This is a genomic window from Actinokineospora globicatena (assembly GCF_024171945.1).
Taxonomy (GTDB): Bacteria; Actinomycetota; Actinomycetes; order Mycobacteriales; family Pseudonocardiaceae; genus Actinokineospora; species Actinokineospora globicatena.
Map to the genome: position 1 here is coordinate 453,734 of NZ_JAMTCR010000002.1, position 16,464 is coordinate 470,197.

The 16,464-nt window shown below is 70.8% G+C and carries 16 protein-coding genes; 10 read left to right on the plus strand and 6 right to left on the minus strand.

From position 1 onward, the window contains the following. Nucleotides 1-57 precede the first annotated feature (57 nt). Nucleotides 58-1,374 (minus strand): citrate synthase, encoded by a 1,317-nt coding sequence (locus tag LV79_RS02130; protein WP_253831493.1) that lies wholly within the window; start codon nt 1,372-1,374, stop codon nt 58-60. A 187-nt stretch (nt 1,375-1,561) separates the two neighbouring features. Beyond that, nucleotides 1,562-2,164, minus strand: coding sequence for a TetR/AcrR family transcriptional regulator (locus LV79_RS02135; protein ID WP_253831494.1), 603 nt, complete (start codon nt 2,162-2,164; stop codon nt 1,562-1,564). Nucleotides 2,165-2,252: 88 nt separating this feature from the next. On the opposite strand from LV79_RS02135, the gene LV79_RS02140 reads away from it, so the two are divergent. Continuing rightward, nucleotides 2,253-3,398 (plus strand): acyl-CoA dehydrogenase family protein, encoded by a 1,146-nt coding sequence (locus LV79_RS02140; RefSeq protein ID WP_253831495.1) that lies wholly within the window; start codon nt 2,253-2,255, stop codon nt 3,396-3,398. 151 nt (nt 3,399-3,549) lie between these two features. Continuing rightward, complete coding sequence (locus LV79_RS02145; protein WP_253831496.1) at nt 3,550-4,173, plus strand: hypothetical protein; 624 nt, start codon at nt 3,550-3,552, stop codon at nt 4,171-4,173. A gap of 44 nt (nt 4,174-4,217) precedes the next feature. On the opposite strand, the gene LV79_RS02150 is transcribed toward LV79_RS02145, so the two are convergent. Both LV79_RS02150 and LV79_RS02155 read right to left on the minus strand, forming a co-directional pair. Next, a complete protein-coding gene (locus tag LV79_RS02150; RefSeq protein WP_253831497.1) occupies nt 4,218-5,429 on the minus strand; it encodes an amidohydrolase in 1,212 nt (403 codons plus the stop codon). Nucleotides 5,430-5,507: 78 nt separating this feature from the next. After that, a complete protein-coding gene (locus LV79_RS02155) occupies nt 5,508-6,386 on the minus strand; it encodes an aldose 1-epimerase family protein (protein WP_253831498.1) in 879 nt (292 codons plus the stop codon). Between the two features lie 65 nt (nt 6,387-6,451). Here LV79_RS02155 and LV79_RS02160 point away from each other — a divergent pair, with 65 nt between their 5' ends. Continuing rightward, nucleotides 6,452-7,015 carry a TetR/AcrR family transcriptional regulator gene (locus tag LV79_RS02160; protein WP_253831499.1) on the plus strand — a complete coding sequence of 188 codons (564 nt, stop codon included), beginning with the start codon at nt 6,452-6,454 and terminating at the stop codon, nt 7,013-7,015. A gap of 2 nt (nt 7,016-7,017) precedes the next feature. Further along, nucleotides 7,018-7,842, plus strand: coding sequence for an MBL fold metallo-hydrolase (locus LV79_RS02165; protein ID WP_253831500.1), 825 nt, complete (start codon nt 7,018-7,020; stop codon nt 7,840-7,842). Here LV79_RS02165 and LV79_RS02170 read toward each other — a convergent pair. Further along, the gene (locus LV79_RS02170) at nt 7,832-9,193 is read right to left on the minus strand and encodes an APC family permease (protein ID WP_253831501.1); all 1,362 of its coding nucleotides are present in this window, start codon (nt 9,191-9,193) and stop codon (nt 7,832-7,834) included. The two genes, LV79_RS02165 and LV79_RS02170, sit on opposite strands and share 11 nt — an antisense overlap. A gap of 159 nt (nt 9,194-9,352) precedes the next feature. Beyond that, nucleotides 9,353-10,501: a citrate synthase 2 gene (locus tag LV79_RS02175; RefSeq protein WP_253831502.1), complete on the minus strand. Its 1,149-nt coding sequence runs from the start codon at nt 10,499-10,501 to the stop codon at nt 9,353-9,355. A gap of 310 nt (nt 10,502-10,811) precedes the next feature. On the opposite strand from LV79_RS02175, the gene pdxH reads away from it, so the two are divergent. From pdxH to LV79_RS02205, 6 genes are all read left to right on the plus strand, one after another. Further along, on the plus strand, nt 10,812-11,471 hold the full coding sequence (gene pdxH, locus LV79_RS02180) for a pyridoxamine 5'-phosphate oxidase (RefSeq protein WP_253831503.1): 660 nt from the start codon (nt 10,812-10,814) through the stop codon (nt 11,469-11,471). Nucleotides 11,472-11,526: 55 nt separating this feature from the next. Then, nucleotides 11,527-12,849: an MFS transporter gene (locus LV79_RS02185; protein WP_253831504.1), complete on the plus strand. Its 1,323-nt coding sequence runs from the start codon at nt 11,527-11,529 to the stop codon at nt 12,847-12,849. Nucleotides 12,850-12,933: 84 nt separating this feature from the next. Then, a complete protein-coding gene (locus LV79_RS02190; RefSeq protein ID WP_253831505.1) occupies nt 12,934-13,767 on the plus strand; it encodes an ABC transporter ATP-binding protein in 834 nt (277 codons plus the stop codon). Then, on the plus strand, nt 13,764-14,615 hold the full coding sequence (locus LV79_RS02195) for an ABC transporter permease (RefSeq protein ID WP_253831506.1): 852 nt from the start codon (nt 13,764-13,766) through the stop codon (nt 14,613-14,615). The genes LV79_RS02190 and LV79_RS02195 overlap by 4 nt, the downstream gene beginning before the upstream one ends. Before the next feature lie 32 nt (nt 14,616-14,647). After that, a complete protein-coding gene (locus tag LV79_RS02200) occupies nt 14,648-15,829 on the plus strand; it encodes a sensor histidine kinase (RefSeq protein WP_253831507.1) in 1,182 nt (393 codons plus the stop codon). A 5-nt stretch (nt 15,830-15,834) separates the two neighbouring features. Beyond that, a complete protein-coding gene (locus LV79_RS02205; RefSeq protein ID WP_253835689.1) occupies nt 15,835-16,455 on the plus strand; it encodes a response regulator in 621 nt (206 codons plus the stop codon). Nucleotides 16,456-16,464 lie beyond the last annotated feature (9 nt).

Below are 16,464 nucleotides of genomic sequence, written 5' to 3' on the forward strand. Positions count from 1 at the left end.
CGGTGAATAGCAAAGCGGCGCCGCCCCAGGGACGACGCCGCTTTCATGGAGTTGGGGTCAGCGCTCGGTGAGCGACTTGTACTCGCGCTCGGTGTGGCCGGTGTAGACCTGGCGCGGGCGGCCGATCTTGGTGGCCGGGTCGTTCATCATCTCGCGCCAGTGGGCGATCCAGCCGGGGAGTCGGCCCAGGGCGAACAGGACGGTGAAGAACTTGGTGGGGAAGCCCATCGCGCGGTAGATCAAGCCGGTGTAGAAGTCCACGTTCGGGTAGAGCTTGCGCTGGATGAAGTAGTCGTCGGCGAGCGCGTGCTCCTCGAGCTGCTTGGCGATGTCCAGCAGCGAGTCGTCACCGCCGAGCTTGCCGAGGATCTCGTCCGCGGTCTTCTTGATGATGGCGGCGCGCGGGTCGTAGTTCTTGTAGACGCGGTGACCGAAGCCCATGAGCTTCACCCCGTCTTCCTTGTTCTTGACCTTCTTGACGAACGAGTCGACGTCGCCGCCGGAGTCGCGGATGCCTTCGAGCATCTCGAGGACCGCGCTGTTGGCGCCACCGTGCAACGGGCCGAACAAGGCGTTGATGCCCGCGGAGACGCTCGCGAACAGGTTGGCCTCAGAGGAACCCACGAGCCGCACCGTGGAGGTGGAGCAGTTCTGCTCGTGGTCGGCGTGCAGGATGAACAGCAGGTCGAGCGCGCGGACCAGGGCCGGGTCCAGGTCGTAGTTCTCGGCGGGGAACCCGAAGGTCATCCGCAGGAAGTTCTCCACCAGGCCAAGGGAGTTGTCCGGGTAGAGGAACGGCTGGCCGACGGACTTCTTGTAGGCGTAGGCCGCGATCGTGGGCAGCTTCGCCAGCAGCCGGATCGTGGAGATCTCCACGTGGTGGGAGTCGAACGGCTTGAGGCTGTCCTGGTAGAAGGTGGACAGCGCCGAGACCGCCGAGGACAGCACGGGCATCGGGTGCGCGTCGCGCGGGAAGCCGTCGAAGAACCGCTTGAGGTCCTCGTGCAGCAGCGTGTGCCTGCTGATCTTGTGGGTGAAGTCGTCGAGCTCGGCCTGGCTGGGCAGCTCGCCGTAGATGAGCAGGTAGCTGACCTCGCTGAAGGTCGAGTGCTCGGCGAGCTGTTCGATCGGGTAGCCGCGGTAGCGCAGGATGCCCGCGTCGCCGTCGATGTAGGTGATGGCCGAGGAGCAGGAAGCGGTGTTGACGAAGCCGGGGTCCAGGGTGACCAGACCCGTCTTGGCCAGCAGCTTGCCCAGGTCGACACCTGATGTGCCTTCGGTTGCGGCCTCGATCGCCATCTCGTGCTCGCCGCCGGGGTAACGGAGGGCGGCGGTCTGCTCGGTGCCGGTGGGCACAGCGGTCCCGTCGGGCATGCAAGTACCTCTCACACTCGGGCAGGGCGGCGGGTACGGCCGAGCCGGAACGGCCCTGGTCGGGTGCGATCACACGCAGCACCGCCCCATTGGGGTCCTGAGCTTCCTACGCTAGTGCTCCGCGCGCATTACGGACAGCCGTGGCCGGGACCCGCGGGCACGGTTGGGACACGTATCACAGGCGAACTCAGGCCCGCGCCGGATCGATGCCGGGCGGGACCCGGTTCAGGCCGACGAGCAGCAGGTCGGCCAGCGCGGTGAACGCGGCGCCGTCGGAGACCTTGGCGCGCTTGCCCAACACCCCGGTCTGGATCCCCTCGATGATCCACCCGGCCATCTCGGCGACCAGGTTGGCGTGCACGTCGCGGAACAGGCCCTCGGTGACCCCCTCGCGGATGAACTCGCCGATGCGCTCGGCGGCGGCGTTGGCGTTGCGCTCGTAGACCGCCCGTGTGGGTGCGAAAGCGGCCACGTCCGCGGTGAACTTCGGCGACGCGAGCGCCATCTCGGTCGCGGCGCCCTCGAGGTAGGCGGCGATGCGCTCCCGTGCGTCACCGGCGAGTGCGACGCGCTTCTCGACGCGTTCGGTCGCGCACCGGAAGAAGTGGCCGACGACCTTGCGGGCTAACTGCTCCTTGCTGGGCGCCAGCGCGTAGAGCGTGGACTTGGAGCAGCGCAGCCGGGCGGCGAAGTCGTCCAGGGTGGCGTCGGCGAAACCCTCGGCCAGGAACAGGCCCAGCAACTCCTCCAGGAGTGCCGCCTGCCGCGCCGTGGGGTTCCGCCGTGTCATACCTCCAGCGTATCGACAGCCCGGACCGCGAAACAGTACTCTTAGCCGTCCTGTAGTACTGATTTCGGTATCACCGGAGGCCGGACCCATGCCTGCCGAGCGCCTGCTGCCCGACACGGAGTCGGAGGACCTGCTCAAGCTCACCCGCGAGATCGCCCGCGACGAGCTCGCGCCACTGGCCGCCGAGCACGAGGAGCTGGGCCGGTTCCCGCGCGAGCAGTTCCGGCTGCTGGGCCGCAGCGGCCTGCTCGGCCTGCCGTACCCGGAGAAGTGGGGTGGCTCCGCGCTGCCCTACGAGGTGTACCTGCAGGTGCTGGAGGAGGTCGCCAGCGCCTGGATGTCGGTCGGCGTCGGCCTGTCGGTGCACACCATGTCCTGCTACGCGCTGGCCGAGCACGGCACCGACGAGCAGCGGGCGCGCTGGCTGCCGGACATGCTCGGCGGCGACCTGCTCGGCGCCTACGCCCTGTCCGAGAGCCAGGCCGGGTCCGACGCCGCCGCGCTGAGCACCCGGGCCCGCCCCGACGGCGACGACTACGTGGTCAACGGCACCAAGGCGTGGATCACCCACGGCGGCCAGGCGGACTTCTACACGACCATGGTCCGCACCTCCGACGACGGCAGCAGGGGCATCAGCTGCCTGCTGGTCGACGCCGCCACGCCCGGTCTCGGGTTCGGCGCGCCGGAGAAGAAGATGGGTCTGACCGGCTCGACCACCACCCAGGTGCGGTTCGAGGACGCGCGGGTGGGCACCGGCCGGCTGCTCGGCGCCGAGGGCCAGGGCTTCAAGATCGCGCTGACCGCGCTGAACTCCGGGCGCCTCGGCATCGCGGCGTGCGCGGTCGGGTTGGCGCAGGCGGCGCTGGACGAGGCGGTGGCCTACGCCAAGCAGCGCAGCCAGTTCGGCCGGGCGGTGATCGAGTTCCAGGGCATCGAGTTCCTGCTGGCCGACATGGCCGCGGCGGTCGAGTCGTCGCGGGCGACCTACCTGGAGGCGGCCCGGCGGCGCGACCGCGGGCTGCCGTTCCTGCGCCAGGCCTCGATCGCCAAGCTGGTCGCCACCGACGCCGCGATGCGGGTCACCACGGACGCGGTCCAGGTGCTCGGCGGCGCCGGGTACACCCGCGATTTCCCAGTAGAGCGGTACCTGCGGGAGGCCAAAGTCCCGCAAATCTTCGAAGGGACCAACCAGATCCAGCGGATGGTCATCGCCCGGCAGCTGCGTGGTCACTGATTCCGCCACCCGGCGGCGAACCGGCAGGTCGTAAGCGCCGGGGTGGGAAAACGGCGAAAACCCGCTCGGACGAGCCCATCACGTCGTGCACCCCGTCGACGATGCTGTTTCCATGGGGAAACACTGCCGGTCGCGTGGACGAGGGTGATCAATGAGCCAGCCGCTCCTTGCCGAGCACGTCGTCGACATCCTGACCAGGCTGGTGACCCACCGCGTTGACGGGGCGAGCAGGCGGGCCGCCGACACCCTCTCCGACGCCGTCATCGGCCGATTACGCCGGATCCGCCGGGCGGCGGTGTTCGACCTGTTCGAGGCCGACCCGCACGCGCCTGGGCACCGGCGGACCCTGGTCGACCTGCTCAACTCCGAGTTCGCGCACGACCAGGGCTTCCGCGAGGCGGTGGCCGGGCTGGCGGCCGCGGCCGGGGCGCCCGCGCCGCAGGAGGAGGCGCCCAAGCGCGACCCGAGGCCCTCGAAGCGGGTGCTGCTCGGCGCGGGGGCGGCGGTCGCCGCGATCGCCCTGACCCTGGGCGGGCGCGCGCTGTACCTGCAGATCTCCGAGGCAGCGGAACTGGACGGCACGACGCCGTGCCGCACATTCTGGGCGTTGAAAGAACCGGAGCAGCGCGGATTGTTGGTGCGCGCCTATGAAACGCACGGGCAAAAGCGGCGCACCGACGACCCCTACCTGGTGGCCCGTGTTCTCTACGCTTGTGGACAAAACCCGGAGAACACGGTGGACCAGATCATCACCGCCGACTCGTTGCGCGAGTAGTCGCGTGTGGACACCGGTCACCCCAGGGTGACCGGTGCCGCCGCTCAGCCCCGGTAGTACGGGTCCTTGGTCTCGCCGAGGCCGGTCTCGGCGTTGAAGGTGTAGACCTCGCGACCGTCGACGAACACCCGGGTCGCCCGGCTCATCACGTCGAGCGGGTCACCGGACCAGATGACGACGTCGGCGTCGAGGCCCGGCCGCAGCGCGCCGACCCGGTCGCCGATGCCCATCATCTCGGCGGGGTTGGCGGTGATCGACCGCAGCCCGACCTCGGGGTCCAGCCCCTCCTTGACCGCCAGGGTGACCTGGTGCACCAGGAAGTTGATCGGCACCACCGGGTGGTCGGTGGTGATCGCGATCCGCACCCCGGCCCTGGCCAGGATGCCCGGGTTGCGCAGGGTGCGCTGGCGCAGCTCGACCTTCACCCGGCTGGTGAACAGCGGCCCGATGACCACCGGCACGTCGCGCTCGGCGATGAGGTCGGCGATGAGGTGCGCCTCGGTGCCGTGGTTGAGCACCAGCCGGTAGCCGAACTCGTCGGCCAGCCGCAGCGCGGTGGCGATGTCGTCGGCGCGGTGCGCGTGCTGGCACCACGGCAGGTCGCCGTCGAGCACGCTGACCAGCGCCTCGTGGGTCAGGTCGCGCTCGAAGGGCTGGTTCTCGGCGCGCGCGTGGTCGCGGCGGGCCTTGTAGTCCTGCGCCTTGGTCAGCGCCTCGCGGATGATGGCGGCCACGCCGAGCCGGGTGGACGGCATGACCTTCTTGTCCCCGTAGACCCGCTTGGGGTTCTCGCCGAGCGCGCTCTTCATCGACACCGGGTCGCGCAGCAGCATCTCGTCGACGGTGCGGCCCCAGCACTTCACCGCGACGGTCTGGCCGCCGATGACGTTGCCGGACCCCGGCTTGATCACCACCGAGGTGACCCCACCGGCCAGCGCGTCGCGGAACCCCTCGTCGGCCGGGTTGATGGCGTCGATCGCCTTGACCCTGGCCGTGTTCGGGTCGGTCATCTCGTTGGTGTCCTGGCCCGCCCAGCCCTCGGCCTCCTCGTGCACCCCGAGGTGGCCGTGCGCCTCGACGAAGCCGGGCAGCACCCAGGAGCCGGACGCGTCGACGACCTCGGCGCCGTCGGGGACGGTCACCTCGTCCGCCGGGCCGACCGCGAGGATCTTTCCGTTGTCGAACAGGACGGTGCCGCCCGGGATCGGGGGACCGTCGATCGGGACGACATGGCCGCCGGTAACCGCTGTGATCACCCGGCAGACCCTAGCCGCGCCGGTCGTCCCCGGCTCGGCGAACCGCCTGGTCAGCGAGACTCCGCCATCAGTCGGTGATCAGCGGGTCAGCGGGCGCAGTCCCCACGACGCCGACCAGGTCTCCCCCGGTTCGGCGGTCAGCAGGTCCACGCCGGAGTTCAGCGCGTCCGGTGGGCAGGTCATCGGCTCGATGGCGACCGCGCCGCCGTCGTGGCCGGGGAACGAGTCCGGTGTGTAGACCTGCACCCAGCGGAAGACCGGGTCGGCCCACAGGTCGACGCCGCCCGCGCTGCCGCGCAGGGTGTGGTGGACCCGGCCGTCGTCGCCGGGTTCGCAGCCGCCGAAGGCGTCGTCCAGGGTGACCTCGCGGACCAGCCGGGCGAAGCGGGCGATCGGGGTGGCCGGGCCCGCCGGGACCATGCGCTCGGGGTCGAGCGGGAGGTGCGTGGTGGCGGCCAGGGTGAGCACGCAGTCGTCGACCTCGGCGCGGCCGGGGCGCGGGTACGGGTGCGCGCCGACGCCGAAGGGCATGGGCTCGGTGCCGAGGTTCTGCACGCCGTGGGTGACGGTGAGGCCCGCGGCGTCGACGGCGTAGGTCATCGTGGCGCGGAACGGGAACGGCCAGCCGGGGCGGCCGTCGATGATGACCGCGAGGGTGGCGCTGTCAGCTGCCTGGTCGACGACCTCCCAGGTCTCCCGCCGGACCAGGCCGTGGCTGGCGTTGCCGCGGGCCGGTTCGGTGACGTCGAGCTCGTGCGTCACACCGCCGCGGGTCCAGGTGGCACCCGCGACCCGGTTGGGCCACGGCACCAGGACCGCACCGGAGCCCATCGGCGGGGCCTCGCCCGCCGGGAAGGTCTCCAGGTACGCGACGCCGTCGACCTCGAACAGGCGCAGGGTGGCGCCCGCGGTGGTGACGGCGGCCCTCGTGCCGCCGGAGCGGATCTCGATCTCCATGGCCGGGAGCCTACGGCGGATGGTGACCCTCGGCAGTTACTAGACCGGTCTGTATAGTTCGCCGCATGGCACGACGCACCGACACCCGCGACCGCACCCTGCGGACCGCGGTCGACCTGTTCCGCACCCGCGGCTACCACGGCACCGGCGTGAACCAGGTGATCAGCGAGGGCAAGCTGCCCAAGGGCTCGCTCTACTTCCACTTCCCCGAGGGCAAGGAACAACTGGCGGCCGAGGCGGTGGCGCTGGCGGCCGCCGAGGTGTGCGGCTGGGTGGACGTGGCGTTCACCGAGACCCCGGACCCGGCGACCGCGCTCTCGGTGATCACCGAGACGCTGGCCACCGAGCTCGCCGACTCCGACTTCCAGCGCGGGTGTCCCATCGGGACGGTCGCGCACGACGCGGGCGGCTCCGACCGGGTGCGCCAAGCCTGCGCCGACGCGTTCACCTCGTGGCACGGGGTGATCAGCGCCCACCTGGGCAGGCACGGCCTCGCCGAGCCGGACGCGCTCGCGACCGCCATCCTCGCCGCCATCGAGGGCGCACAACTGGTCGCGCGCAGCCAGCGCGACGTCGCACCGCTGCGCGCGGTCGCCACCATGCTCGCACCACTGCTGAAGAGGAACTGATCATGCGGGTTCACCACTTGGACTGCGGCTCGATGCACCCGGCGGGCGGCGGGTTCGTCGACGGCTCCCCCGGCCGGCTCCGGTTCGCGCACATGGTCTGCCACGTGCTGCTCGCCGAGTCCGACGACGGCCTCGTGCTGGTCGACACCGGGTTCGGCGTGCGGGACCTGACCACGCCGAAGGAGACGCTGCCGGGCCCGTTCGTGGCGTTGGTGCGGCCGGTGTTCGACGTCGCGCAGGCGGCGGTGCGGCAGGTCAAGGCGCTCGGGTACGACCCGGCGGATGTGCGGCACATCCTCCTGACCCACCTCGACCTCGACCACGCTGGCGGCTTGGCCGACTTCCCCGACGCGCGTGTGCACGTCTATGGGCCGGAGTTGCGTGCCGCTCTTAGCCCGGCGACCGGCGGCGAGCGTCAGCGCTACCGGAAGGCGCACTGGGCCCACGGGCCCAAGTGGGAGGTCCACGAGGGCGGCGGAGGCGACCGCTGGATGGGCCTAGAGGCGGTGCGGGGTCTGACGGGGCTGTCCGACGACTTCCGTTTGGTGCCACTGGAAGGCCACACGCGCGGACACTGCGGTATCGCGGTGCGCTCAGACGAGGGCTGGCTGCTGCACGCCGGGGACTCCTACTTCAACAAGGCCGAGATGGCGCCGTCGCCGTCGTGCCCGCCGGGGTTGGGCGTGTTCCAGACGCTGATGGCGGTGGAGAACAAGGCCCGCAAGGCCAACCAGGAGCGCTTGCGGGCCATGCTCCGCGATCACCGCGCCGAGGTGCGGACCTTCTCCGCGCACGACGCCGTCGAACTGGCCGAGTTCACGCGCTGAGCTTCTCGGGGTCGACCTGGACCCGGCCGACCACCAGCCGGTTCACCCCCCACAGCACGACGCCGACCCCGAGCAGGATGGCGGCGATCAGGTACTCACGAACGGGGCGACCCGACAGCGGGCTGGCCAGGTAGGCGCACGCGATCGCGCCGATGACCGGTAGCGCTGTCGGGGCCTTGAAGTGGTCGTGGTCGACCTTCTCCTTGCGCAGCACCAAGACCGCGACGTTGACGACGGTGAAAACAACCAGCAGTAGCAGCGAGGTAGTGCCACCGAGCAGGTTGATGTCCACGGTCGCCGCGAGCACGATCGCGATGACGCTGGTGAACACGATCGACACCCAAGGCGTGCGGCGCAACGGGTGCACGGCGCCGAACAGCCGCGGGATGATCCGCTCGTTGGCCATGCCGTAGACGAGCCTGCTCGCCATCAGCATGTTGATCAGCGCCGAGTTGATGACCGCGAGCAGCCCGATCAGCGCGAACACCCAGAGCGGGAAGTCCGGCGCGCCGACCGAGAGCACCTTGAGCAACGCGTCGCTCTTGGCCCCGGCGAGCTCGTCGGCGGGCACCAGCAGGGACGAGGTGATCGCGACCAGCACGTAGATCACCGCGGCGATCCCCATGCCGACCAGCATGGCCTTGGGGAAGATGCGCGTGGGTTCGCGGCACTCCTCGGCCATGTTCACCGAGTCCTCGAAGCCGACCATCGCGAAGAACGCCAACGCGGTCGCGGAACTGATGGCGATAAGAGGGGTCTGACCGGTCGTGTCGATCTCGGTGAGCCTGCCGGGGTCGCCCTGACCGGAGCCGATCGCGTAGAAGCCGACCACGATGATGATGAGCAGCCCGGAGAGTTCGATCGCGGTAAGAACCACGTTGGCCCATAGGGACTCGGCGACACCCCGGAAGTTGATGGCCGCTAGGAGCACGATGAAGCCGACCGCGATCCACACGGTAGGGATGACGAGCGAGTCACCCATGAGCTTCTTGAGGTAGGTGTTCCCGAAGGCCTGCGCCGCCGACGTGGCCGAGGTGATCCCGGAGGACATGACCGCGAAGGCGACCATGAACGTGAGGAACTGGACCTTGAAGGCGCGGTTCGCGTAGAGCGCGGCACCCGCCGCCCTCGGGTACTTGCCGACCAGCTCCAGGTAGCTGAACGCGGTCAGGAAGGCCACCGCGAAGGCCAGCAGGAACGGCAGCCACAGCGCGCCGCCGATCTTGCCCGCGACGGTGCCGGTGAGCGCGTACACCCCGGTCCCGATGATGTCGCCGACGACGAACAGCAGCAGCAGCCCGGGTCCGATGACCCGCTTTAACTCCGGCTGCGCACTCTCCTGGGTGGTCATGACCGCTCACGTCTCCCGCACCGGGTCCACTCAAACATCAGACCTCCGCGCGGGCGGGTCGATCCCGACTGGACACCCACCGATCTCACCGGTGTGGGTGACACGCGGAAGGCGGGTCCCCGGACCGGGAACCCGCCTCCACACACGACTGGCACCGGCTCAGGCGATGGTGTCCCAGCCCTCGATGTCCTGCGGGCCGCGCGGCGCCGGGCCGACGTACTTGGCCGCCGGGCGGACCAACCTGCCGGTGCGCTTCTGCTCCATGATGTGCGCGCACCACCCGGCGGTCCTGGCGCAGGTGAACATGGCGGGCATCATGTGCGGCGGGACCTGGGCGAAGTCCAGGATGACCGCGGCCCAGAACTCGACGTTGGTCTCGATGGCGCGGTCCGGGCGGCGCTCGCGCAGCTCGGCAAGGGCGGCCTGCTCCAGCGCGGCGGCGGCCTCGTAGCGCTCGGCACCCAGCTCCTGGCAGGTGCGGCGCAGCACACGGGCGCGGGGGTCCTCGGCGCGGTAGACCCGGTGGCCGAAGCCCATCAGCCGTTCCTTGCGGTCGAGCAGGCCGCGGACGAAGCCGCGCGGGTCACCGGAGCGCTCGACCTCGGCGATCATCGGCAGCACCCTGGCCGGGGCGCCGCCGTGCAGCGGGCCGGACATGGCGCCGATGGCACCGGAGAGCGCGGCCGCGACGTCGGCGCCGGTGGAGGCGATGACGCGGGCGGTGAAGGTGGAGGCGTTGAGGCCGTGCTCGGCGGCCGACACCCAGTAGGCGTCGATGGCGGCGATGTGCGCGGGGTCGGGCTCACCGCGCCAGCGGGTCATGAACCGCTCGGTGATGGTGTGGCACTCGTCGATGCGGCGCTGCGGCACGGCGGGCTGGTGGATGCCGCGCGCCGACTGGGCCACATAGGACAGCGCCATGACCGACGCGCGGGCCAGCTGCTCGCGGGCCTCCTCGTCGGAGATGTCGAGCAGCGGCCGGTAGCCCCAGATCGGGGCGAGCATGGCCAGCCCGGCCTGCACGTCGACGCGGACGTCACCGGAGTGCACGGGCAGCGGGAACGGCTCGGCGGGCGGCAGACCGGAGCCGAAGCGGCCGTCGACCAGCAGCGCCCAGACGTCGCCGAAGGTGACCTTGCCAGCCAGGTCCTCGATGTCCACGCCCCGGTAGCGCAGCGCGCCGCCGTCGCGGTCCGGTTCGGCGATCTCGGTGCGGAAGGCGACCACGCCCTCGAGACCGGGCCGGAAACCGTCATCCGGTTCGGCGGCGGGTGCGTTCTGCTGGATGTCCTGCACCGCGTTGTGCATGTGCCTCGCCTTTCACGCCATGTCCACGACGGGTCCCGCGGGTTCGCGTCGGCAGCGGCGCATTCGAGGCAGATCGCCCACGCCGGGCACCACTGCACGGCTTTTCGCACACGATGCTCCTCACCCCTGGGGTTAGCAATCGTTCACACCGGTGTCTTCGGTCACGATCCAGTGAAACGATCCAGATTGTCGGGTGCCGCCAGTGCCGCCCCCGTGGTGTCGGCTGTCACCGTGCGGGCGGTTTCCGTTCACCTGGATTCCCCGTACCGTCAAGTGGCCCCCGGCGCCTTCGGTTGAGGAGAGATGCGGTATGGCTGACGGCGAGATCGTCCTGGACCTTCCGACCATGCGGGTGGCCTACGAGCACGGCGACCTGCAGGAGAGCGACCTCGCCGCGACCTGGCACGACCAGCTGCAGAACTGGCTCGACGACGCGAAGCAGGCCGGGCTCGCCGAGCCCAACGCCATGGTCCTGGCCACCGCGGGCGTCGACGGGTACCCGTCGTCGCGCACCGTGCTCGCCAAGGGGCTCGACGCGCGCGGGCTGGTGTTCTTCACCAACTACACCTCCACCAAGAGCCACGACCTGATGGCGACGAGGGCCGCGTCGGCCACCTTCCCCTGGTACGGGCTGCACCGGCAGGCGAGCGTTCGCGGCACCGTGGAGAAGGTCAGCCCGGCCGAGACCGCCGCGTACTGGGCCAAGCGGCCGCGCGGCTCGCAGCTGGGCGCGTGGGCGTCGCCGCAGTCGATCGTGGTGAGCGGGCGGGGTTCGCTGGAGGCCGCACTGGCCAATGTGGAGCGCCGGTTCGCCGACGCGGAGACCGTGCCGGTGCCGCCGCACTGGGGTGGCTGGCGGATCGTGCCGGAGGTCGTGGAGTTCTGGCAGGGGCGCCGGGACCGGATGCACGACCGGCTGCGCTTCAAGCTCAACCGGGACGGCTGGAAGGTCGAGCGTCTCGGTCCGTGAGCCGGGCGCTAAATCACAAGCCCGCAGTTGCTTAGCAGGCCTAAGCTCACCGTTCGTGAGCACCGAGACGGAGGGTCCCGCGCGCCGCGGCCGGATCCGCGGCGTCCTTGGCAAGGTCGTCATCGACACGCGGCCGCTGCGGATCCGCGAGTACCGCCGGTTGTGGGTGTCGACCGTGGTCACCGCGGTCGGCAGCCAACTGACGGCGGTCGCGGTGCCCAAGCAGGTCTACGACCTGACCGGCTCGTCGGGCTACGTCGGGTTGACCGGCGCGGTCGGGTTGGTGCCGCTGCTGGTGTTCGGGCTGTGGGGCGGGGCGATCGCCGACGCCCTGGACCGGCGCAAGGTCATGCTCTACAGCAACCTGGGCGTCGCGGTGACCTCCGGGCTGCTGTGGTTGCAGGCGTTCGCGAGCGTCAGGTCGGTGGCCGTGGTGCTCGTGCTGCTGGGGCTGCAACAGGCGTTCGTCGCGGTGAACATGCCCGCCCGCAGCGCGGCCGTGGCCAGGGTGGTGCCGCCGGAGCTGTTGCCACCGGCCAACGCGCTCAGCTTCACCACGTTCACCTTCGGCATGGTCTTCGGCCCGCTGCTGGCCGGGTCGCTGATCCCGCTGCTCGGTCTGTCCACTTTGTACCTTATTGACACGGTCGCGCTCACCATCGCCTTCGCCTCGGTGTACTTCCTCCCGCCGATCGCGCCGAGTGCCGGGTCCTCGCGCAAGGCGGGGCTGCGCGACATCGCCGACGGGTTCCGCTACCTGTCGCTCAAGAAGCTGCTGCTGGTGTCCTTCCTGGTCGACATCATCGCGATGGTCGCCGGGATGCCGCGCGCGTTGTTCCCGGAGATGGCCGAGCGCACCTTCGGCGACCCGCCGGGCGGCGGCGCGGCGCTCGGTTGGCTCTACGCGGCGATCCCGATCGGCTCCGCGCTCTTCGGCCTGTTCTCCGGCGCCTTCGCCCGCATCCGCAGGCAGGGCGCGGTCATCACGGTGTCGATCATCGGCTGGGGGCTGGCGATGACCGCCTTCGGCCTGACCGGCTCGCTGCTGCTCGCTGTCATCTTCCTGGCCATCGGCGGCGGGGCCGACCTGATCAGCGCGGTGCACCGCAGTTCGATGCTGCAGACCGAGGCGACCGACGAGATGCGCGGTCGGATGCAGGGCGTGTTCACCGTGGTCGTGGCCGGTGGTCCGCGCATCGCCGACCTGGTGCACGGCTGGGGCGCGGCGGCGACGAGCACGGCGGTCGCGGCCACCGCCGGTGGTGTCCTGGTGATCGTGCTGACTGTGGCCACCGTGGCGTGGCTGCCGTCGTTCTGGAAGTTCCGGTTCACCCCCGCGCCCACCCCGGAGCCCGAGGCCGAGACCACCCGGTCGTAGGACAGCTGTCCACCGTCCGGTGGACAGCCGGGTTCAGTCGCTCGATCGTCGTGCCCGACCGCGCACCGGCGCAGCATTGCTGGCATGAACGCGATCGAAGTGCGCGGGTTGCGCAAGACCTACGGCGGTCACACCGCTGTCGCGGGGGTCGACCTGACCGTCGCCGAGGGCGAGGTGTTCGCCCTGCTCGGCCCCAACGGCGCCGGGAAGACCACCACGACCGAGATCCTCGAGGGCCACCGGCGGCGCGACGGCGGCGAGGTGCGGGTGCTCGGCGTCGACCCGGCCACCGCAGACCGGCGCTGGCGGGCCGACATCGGCATCGTGCTGCAGACCGCGACCGACGCGGCCGACCTGACCGTGCGCGAGATGGTCGGGCAGTTCGCCGGGTACTACCCGGACCCGCGCGGCGTCGACGAGGTCATCGACCTGTGCGGGCTCACCGAGAAGGCGGGCGCCAGGATCAGCTCGCTCTCGGGTGGGCAGCGGCGCCGGGTGGACGTGGCGCTCGGCATCGTCGGCAGGCCCAAGCTGCTGTTCCTGGACGAGCCGACGACCGGCTTCGACCCCGAGGTGCGCAGGCAGTTCTGGGACCTGGTGCGCTCGCTGGCGGCGGAGGGCACGACCATCCTGCTCACGACCCACTACCTCGACGAGGCTGAGGCCCTGGCAGGCAGGCTCGCGGTGATCGCGGCGGGGCGGATCGTCGCCGAGGGGACCCCGCGCACCGTCGGTGGCCGCGACCGCGCGCCCGCGACGGTGTCCTGGGTGGACGCGGGCGGCCAGCACCACCTCAACACCACCGACCCGGTGCGCGCGGTGACCGAGCTCGCCGCCCGGGGGCGCGTCAGCGAGCTGCAGGTGCGCCAGCCCAGCCTCGAGGACGTCTACCTGAACCTGATCGGAGCGAAGGCATGACCACGACCACCGCGCGCCCGAGGCCGCAGGCCCGCCCGGCGGCACCGCTCCCGTCCACCCTGGCCAACGGGCTGGCTCGGGGCGCGGCCGAGGTGAAGATGTTCTTCCGCTCCAAAGAAGCGGTGATCTTCACCTTCTCCTTCCCGGCGTTCGTCCTGCTGCTGCTCGGGTCCATCTTCGACACCGGCGAGGCGATGCCCGGCGGGGCGTCGATGAGCCAGGTGTTCGCCGCCAGCATGATCGCCTACGGCATCCTCAACACCGCGTTCACCAGCGTCGGCGTCGGCATCGCGGCCGACCGCGAGGACGGCACGCTCAAGCGGCTGCGCGGCACGCCGATCACCGCGAGCGCCTACTTCATCGGCAAGATCATCCTGGTCGCGGTGGCCACCGTCGCCGAGGTCGCGCTGCTGCTGGCGGTCGGCGTGGTGGCGTTCGGCCTGGAGCTGCCGACGGCGCCGTCGACCTGGCTGACCTTCGGTTGGATCCTGCTGCTGTCGGTGATCGCCTGCACCCTGGTGGGGATCGCGGCGAGCGGGCTGGCCAAGTCCGGCAAGAACGCCGCCACGGTGCTCAACCTCCCGGTCATCGCGCTGCAGTTCACCTCGGGTGTCTTCGTCGCCATAAGCTCGCTGCCGGACGTGATGGTCAAGGTCGCGGCGTTCTTCCCGGTCCGCTGGATGGGGCAGGGCTTCCGGTCGGTGCTGCTGCCGGACTCGATGGCCGTCGGAGAGGTGGCTGGGTCGTGGGAACTGCCGGTGGTGGCGCTCGTGCTCGGCGCGTGGTGCGTCGTCGGGCTGCTGCTGTGCCTGCTGACCTTCCGGTGGACCGAGCGCAAGGCGGGCTGAGGTCCGGACCGGGACGAGAGGACGGGGTCGCGGTGGAACGCGCTCAGCGGCACCACACCGAGGCGAGCACGCAGAGCTTCTGGACGTGGGACCTGTACTTCGCGGTGGGGTACGTGTTCGTCACCGCGCTGGTGCTGCTGAGCCACGCCAGCGCAGCCGACCGGGTCGCCTCGGCGGTCGCGATGGCCGCCCTCGCCCTGTTCTACGTGCTCTACGGCAGGCGGCACGCGATCATGCGCGAGGAGCGCGGGCCCGCGGTGGTGTTCGCCGCGGTGTCGATGGCGCTGTTCCTGACCGCCGTCTGGTTCGTCGGGAACAGCACCTTCCTGCTGTTCGTCATGTGCCCGCTGATCTTCATGGCGCTGCCGCTGCCGGTGGCCGCCCCGCTGGTGGTGCTGCTCAACGTGCTGCCGCCGGTGCTCGGCCAGCTGCGCTCCGGGATGGCGCACGAGTGGCTCGACCAGCTGCCGACCTCGTTCCTCGGGTTGTCGCTGTCGCTGCTGATCGGGACCTACGTGCACCGGGTGGTCGCGCAGAGCCACGAGCGGGCGGCGCTGATCACCGAACTTGAGGCCAGCCGGGCCGAGGTCGCGGCGCTCTCGCACCGGGCCGGGGTGGCCCAGGAGCGGACCAGGCTGGCAGGCGAGATCCACGACACGCTGGCGCAGGGGTTCACCAGCATCGTGACGCTGGTGCAGGCCGCCGAGTCCGAAGTGGACCGCGACAGCGCGAAGGTGCGGCACGCGCTCGACCTGGCGGCGCGCACGGCGCGGGAGAACCTGGCCGAGGCGCGGGCGCTGGTGGCGGCCCTGCAGCCGAGCGCGCTGGACGCCGCGACGCTGACCGAGGCGGTGCAGCGGCTGGCCGAGCGGCTCCGCGCGGAGGCGGGCATCGAGGTGGCCTTCCACACCGAGGGCGACGCGTCCGGGTTGCCGACCGGGGTCGAGGTGGTGCTGCTGCGCGCGGCCCAGGAAGCGATGGCCAACATCCGTAGACACTCGGGTGCCGCCTCGGTGACCGTCGACATCAGACACACACCGTCGGGGGTCACCCTCGCGGTGACCGACGACGGGGTCGGGTTCGACCCGGCCGCGCCCGCGGACGGCTACGGTCTGCGGGGGATGCGGGCGCGCGCCGAGCAGGTCGCGGGCACGGTCTCGGTGCACAGCGCGCCAGGGGCGGGCACCACGCTGACCGTGGAGGTACCCACGTGACCGACGTGATCACGATCGTCCTCGTCGACGACCACCCGGTGGTGCGCGAGGGGCTGCGCGGGATGCTGGAGGCCGAACCGGACCTGAGCGTGGTCGGCGAGGCCGGGTCCGGCGCCGAGGCGGTCGCCGTTGTCGCCCTGCTGCGCCCGGCCGTGGTGCTGATGGACCTGCGGATGCCCGGCCTCGACGGGGTCGGCGCGACCGAGCGGATCGTCGCGGCGGGCGGACCGAGCCGGGTCGTGGTGCTCACGACCTACGAGACCGATTCGGACATCCTGCGCGCGGTCGAGGCGGGCGCTTCGGGATATCTGCTCAAAGACGCCTCCCGCTCGGAATTGGCGGGCGCGGTTCGCGCGGCCAACCGCGGCGAGACGGTACTCGCACCCTCCGTAGCCGGAAGATTGGTCCGACAGGTTCGTCAACCCGCCAAACAGGCGCTTTCCGGTAGGGAGATCCAGGTACTCGGATTGGTGGCGAAAGGGCTGACGAACGCCGAGATCGGGGCATCCCTGCACATCAGCGAGGCCACCGTGAAAACCCACCTGTTGCGCACATTCACGAAACTCGACGTATCCGACCGCACCGCCGCGGTCACGACGGCCATGGCCCGAGGCTTATTGGGTTGAGTTATGACG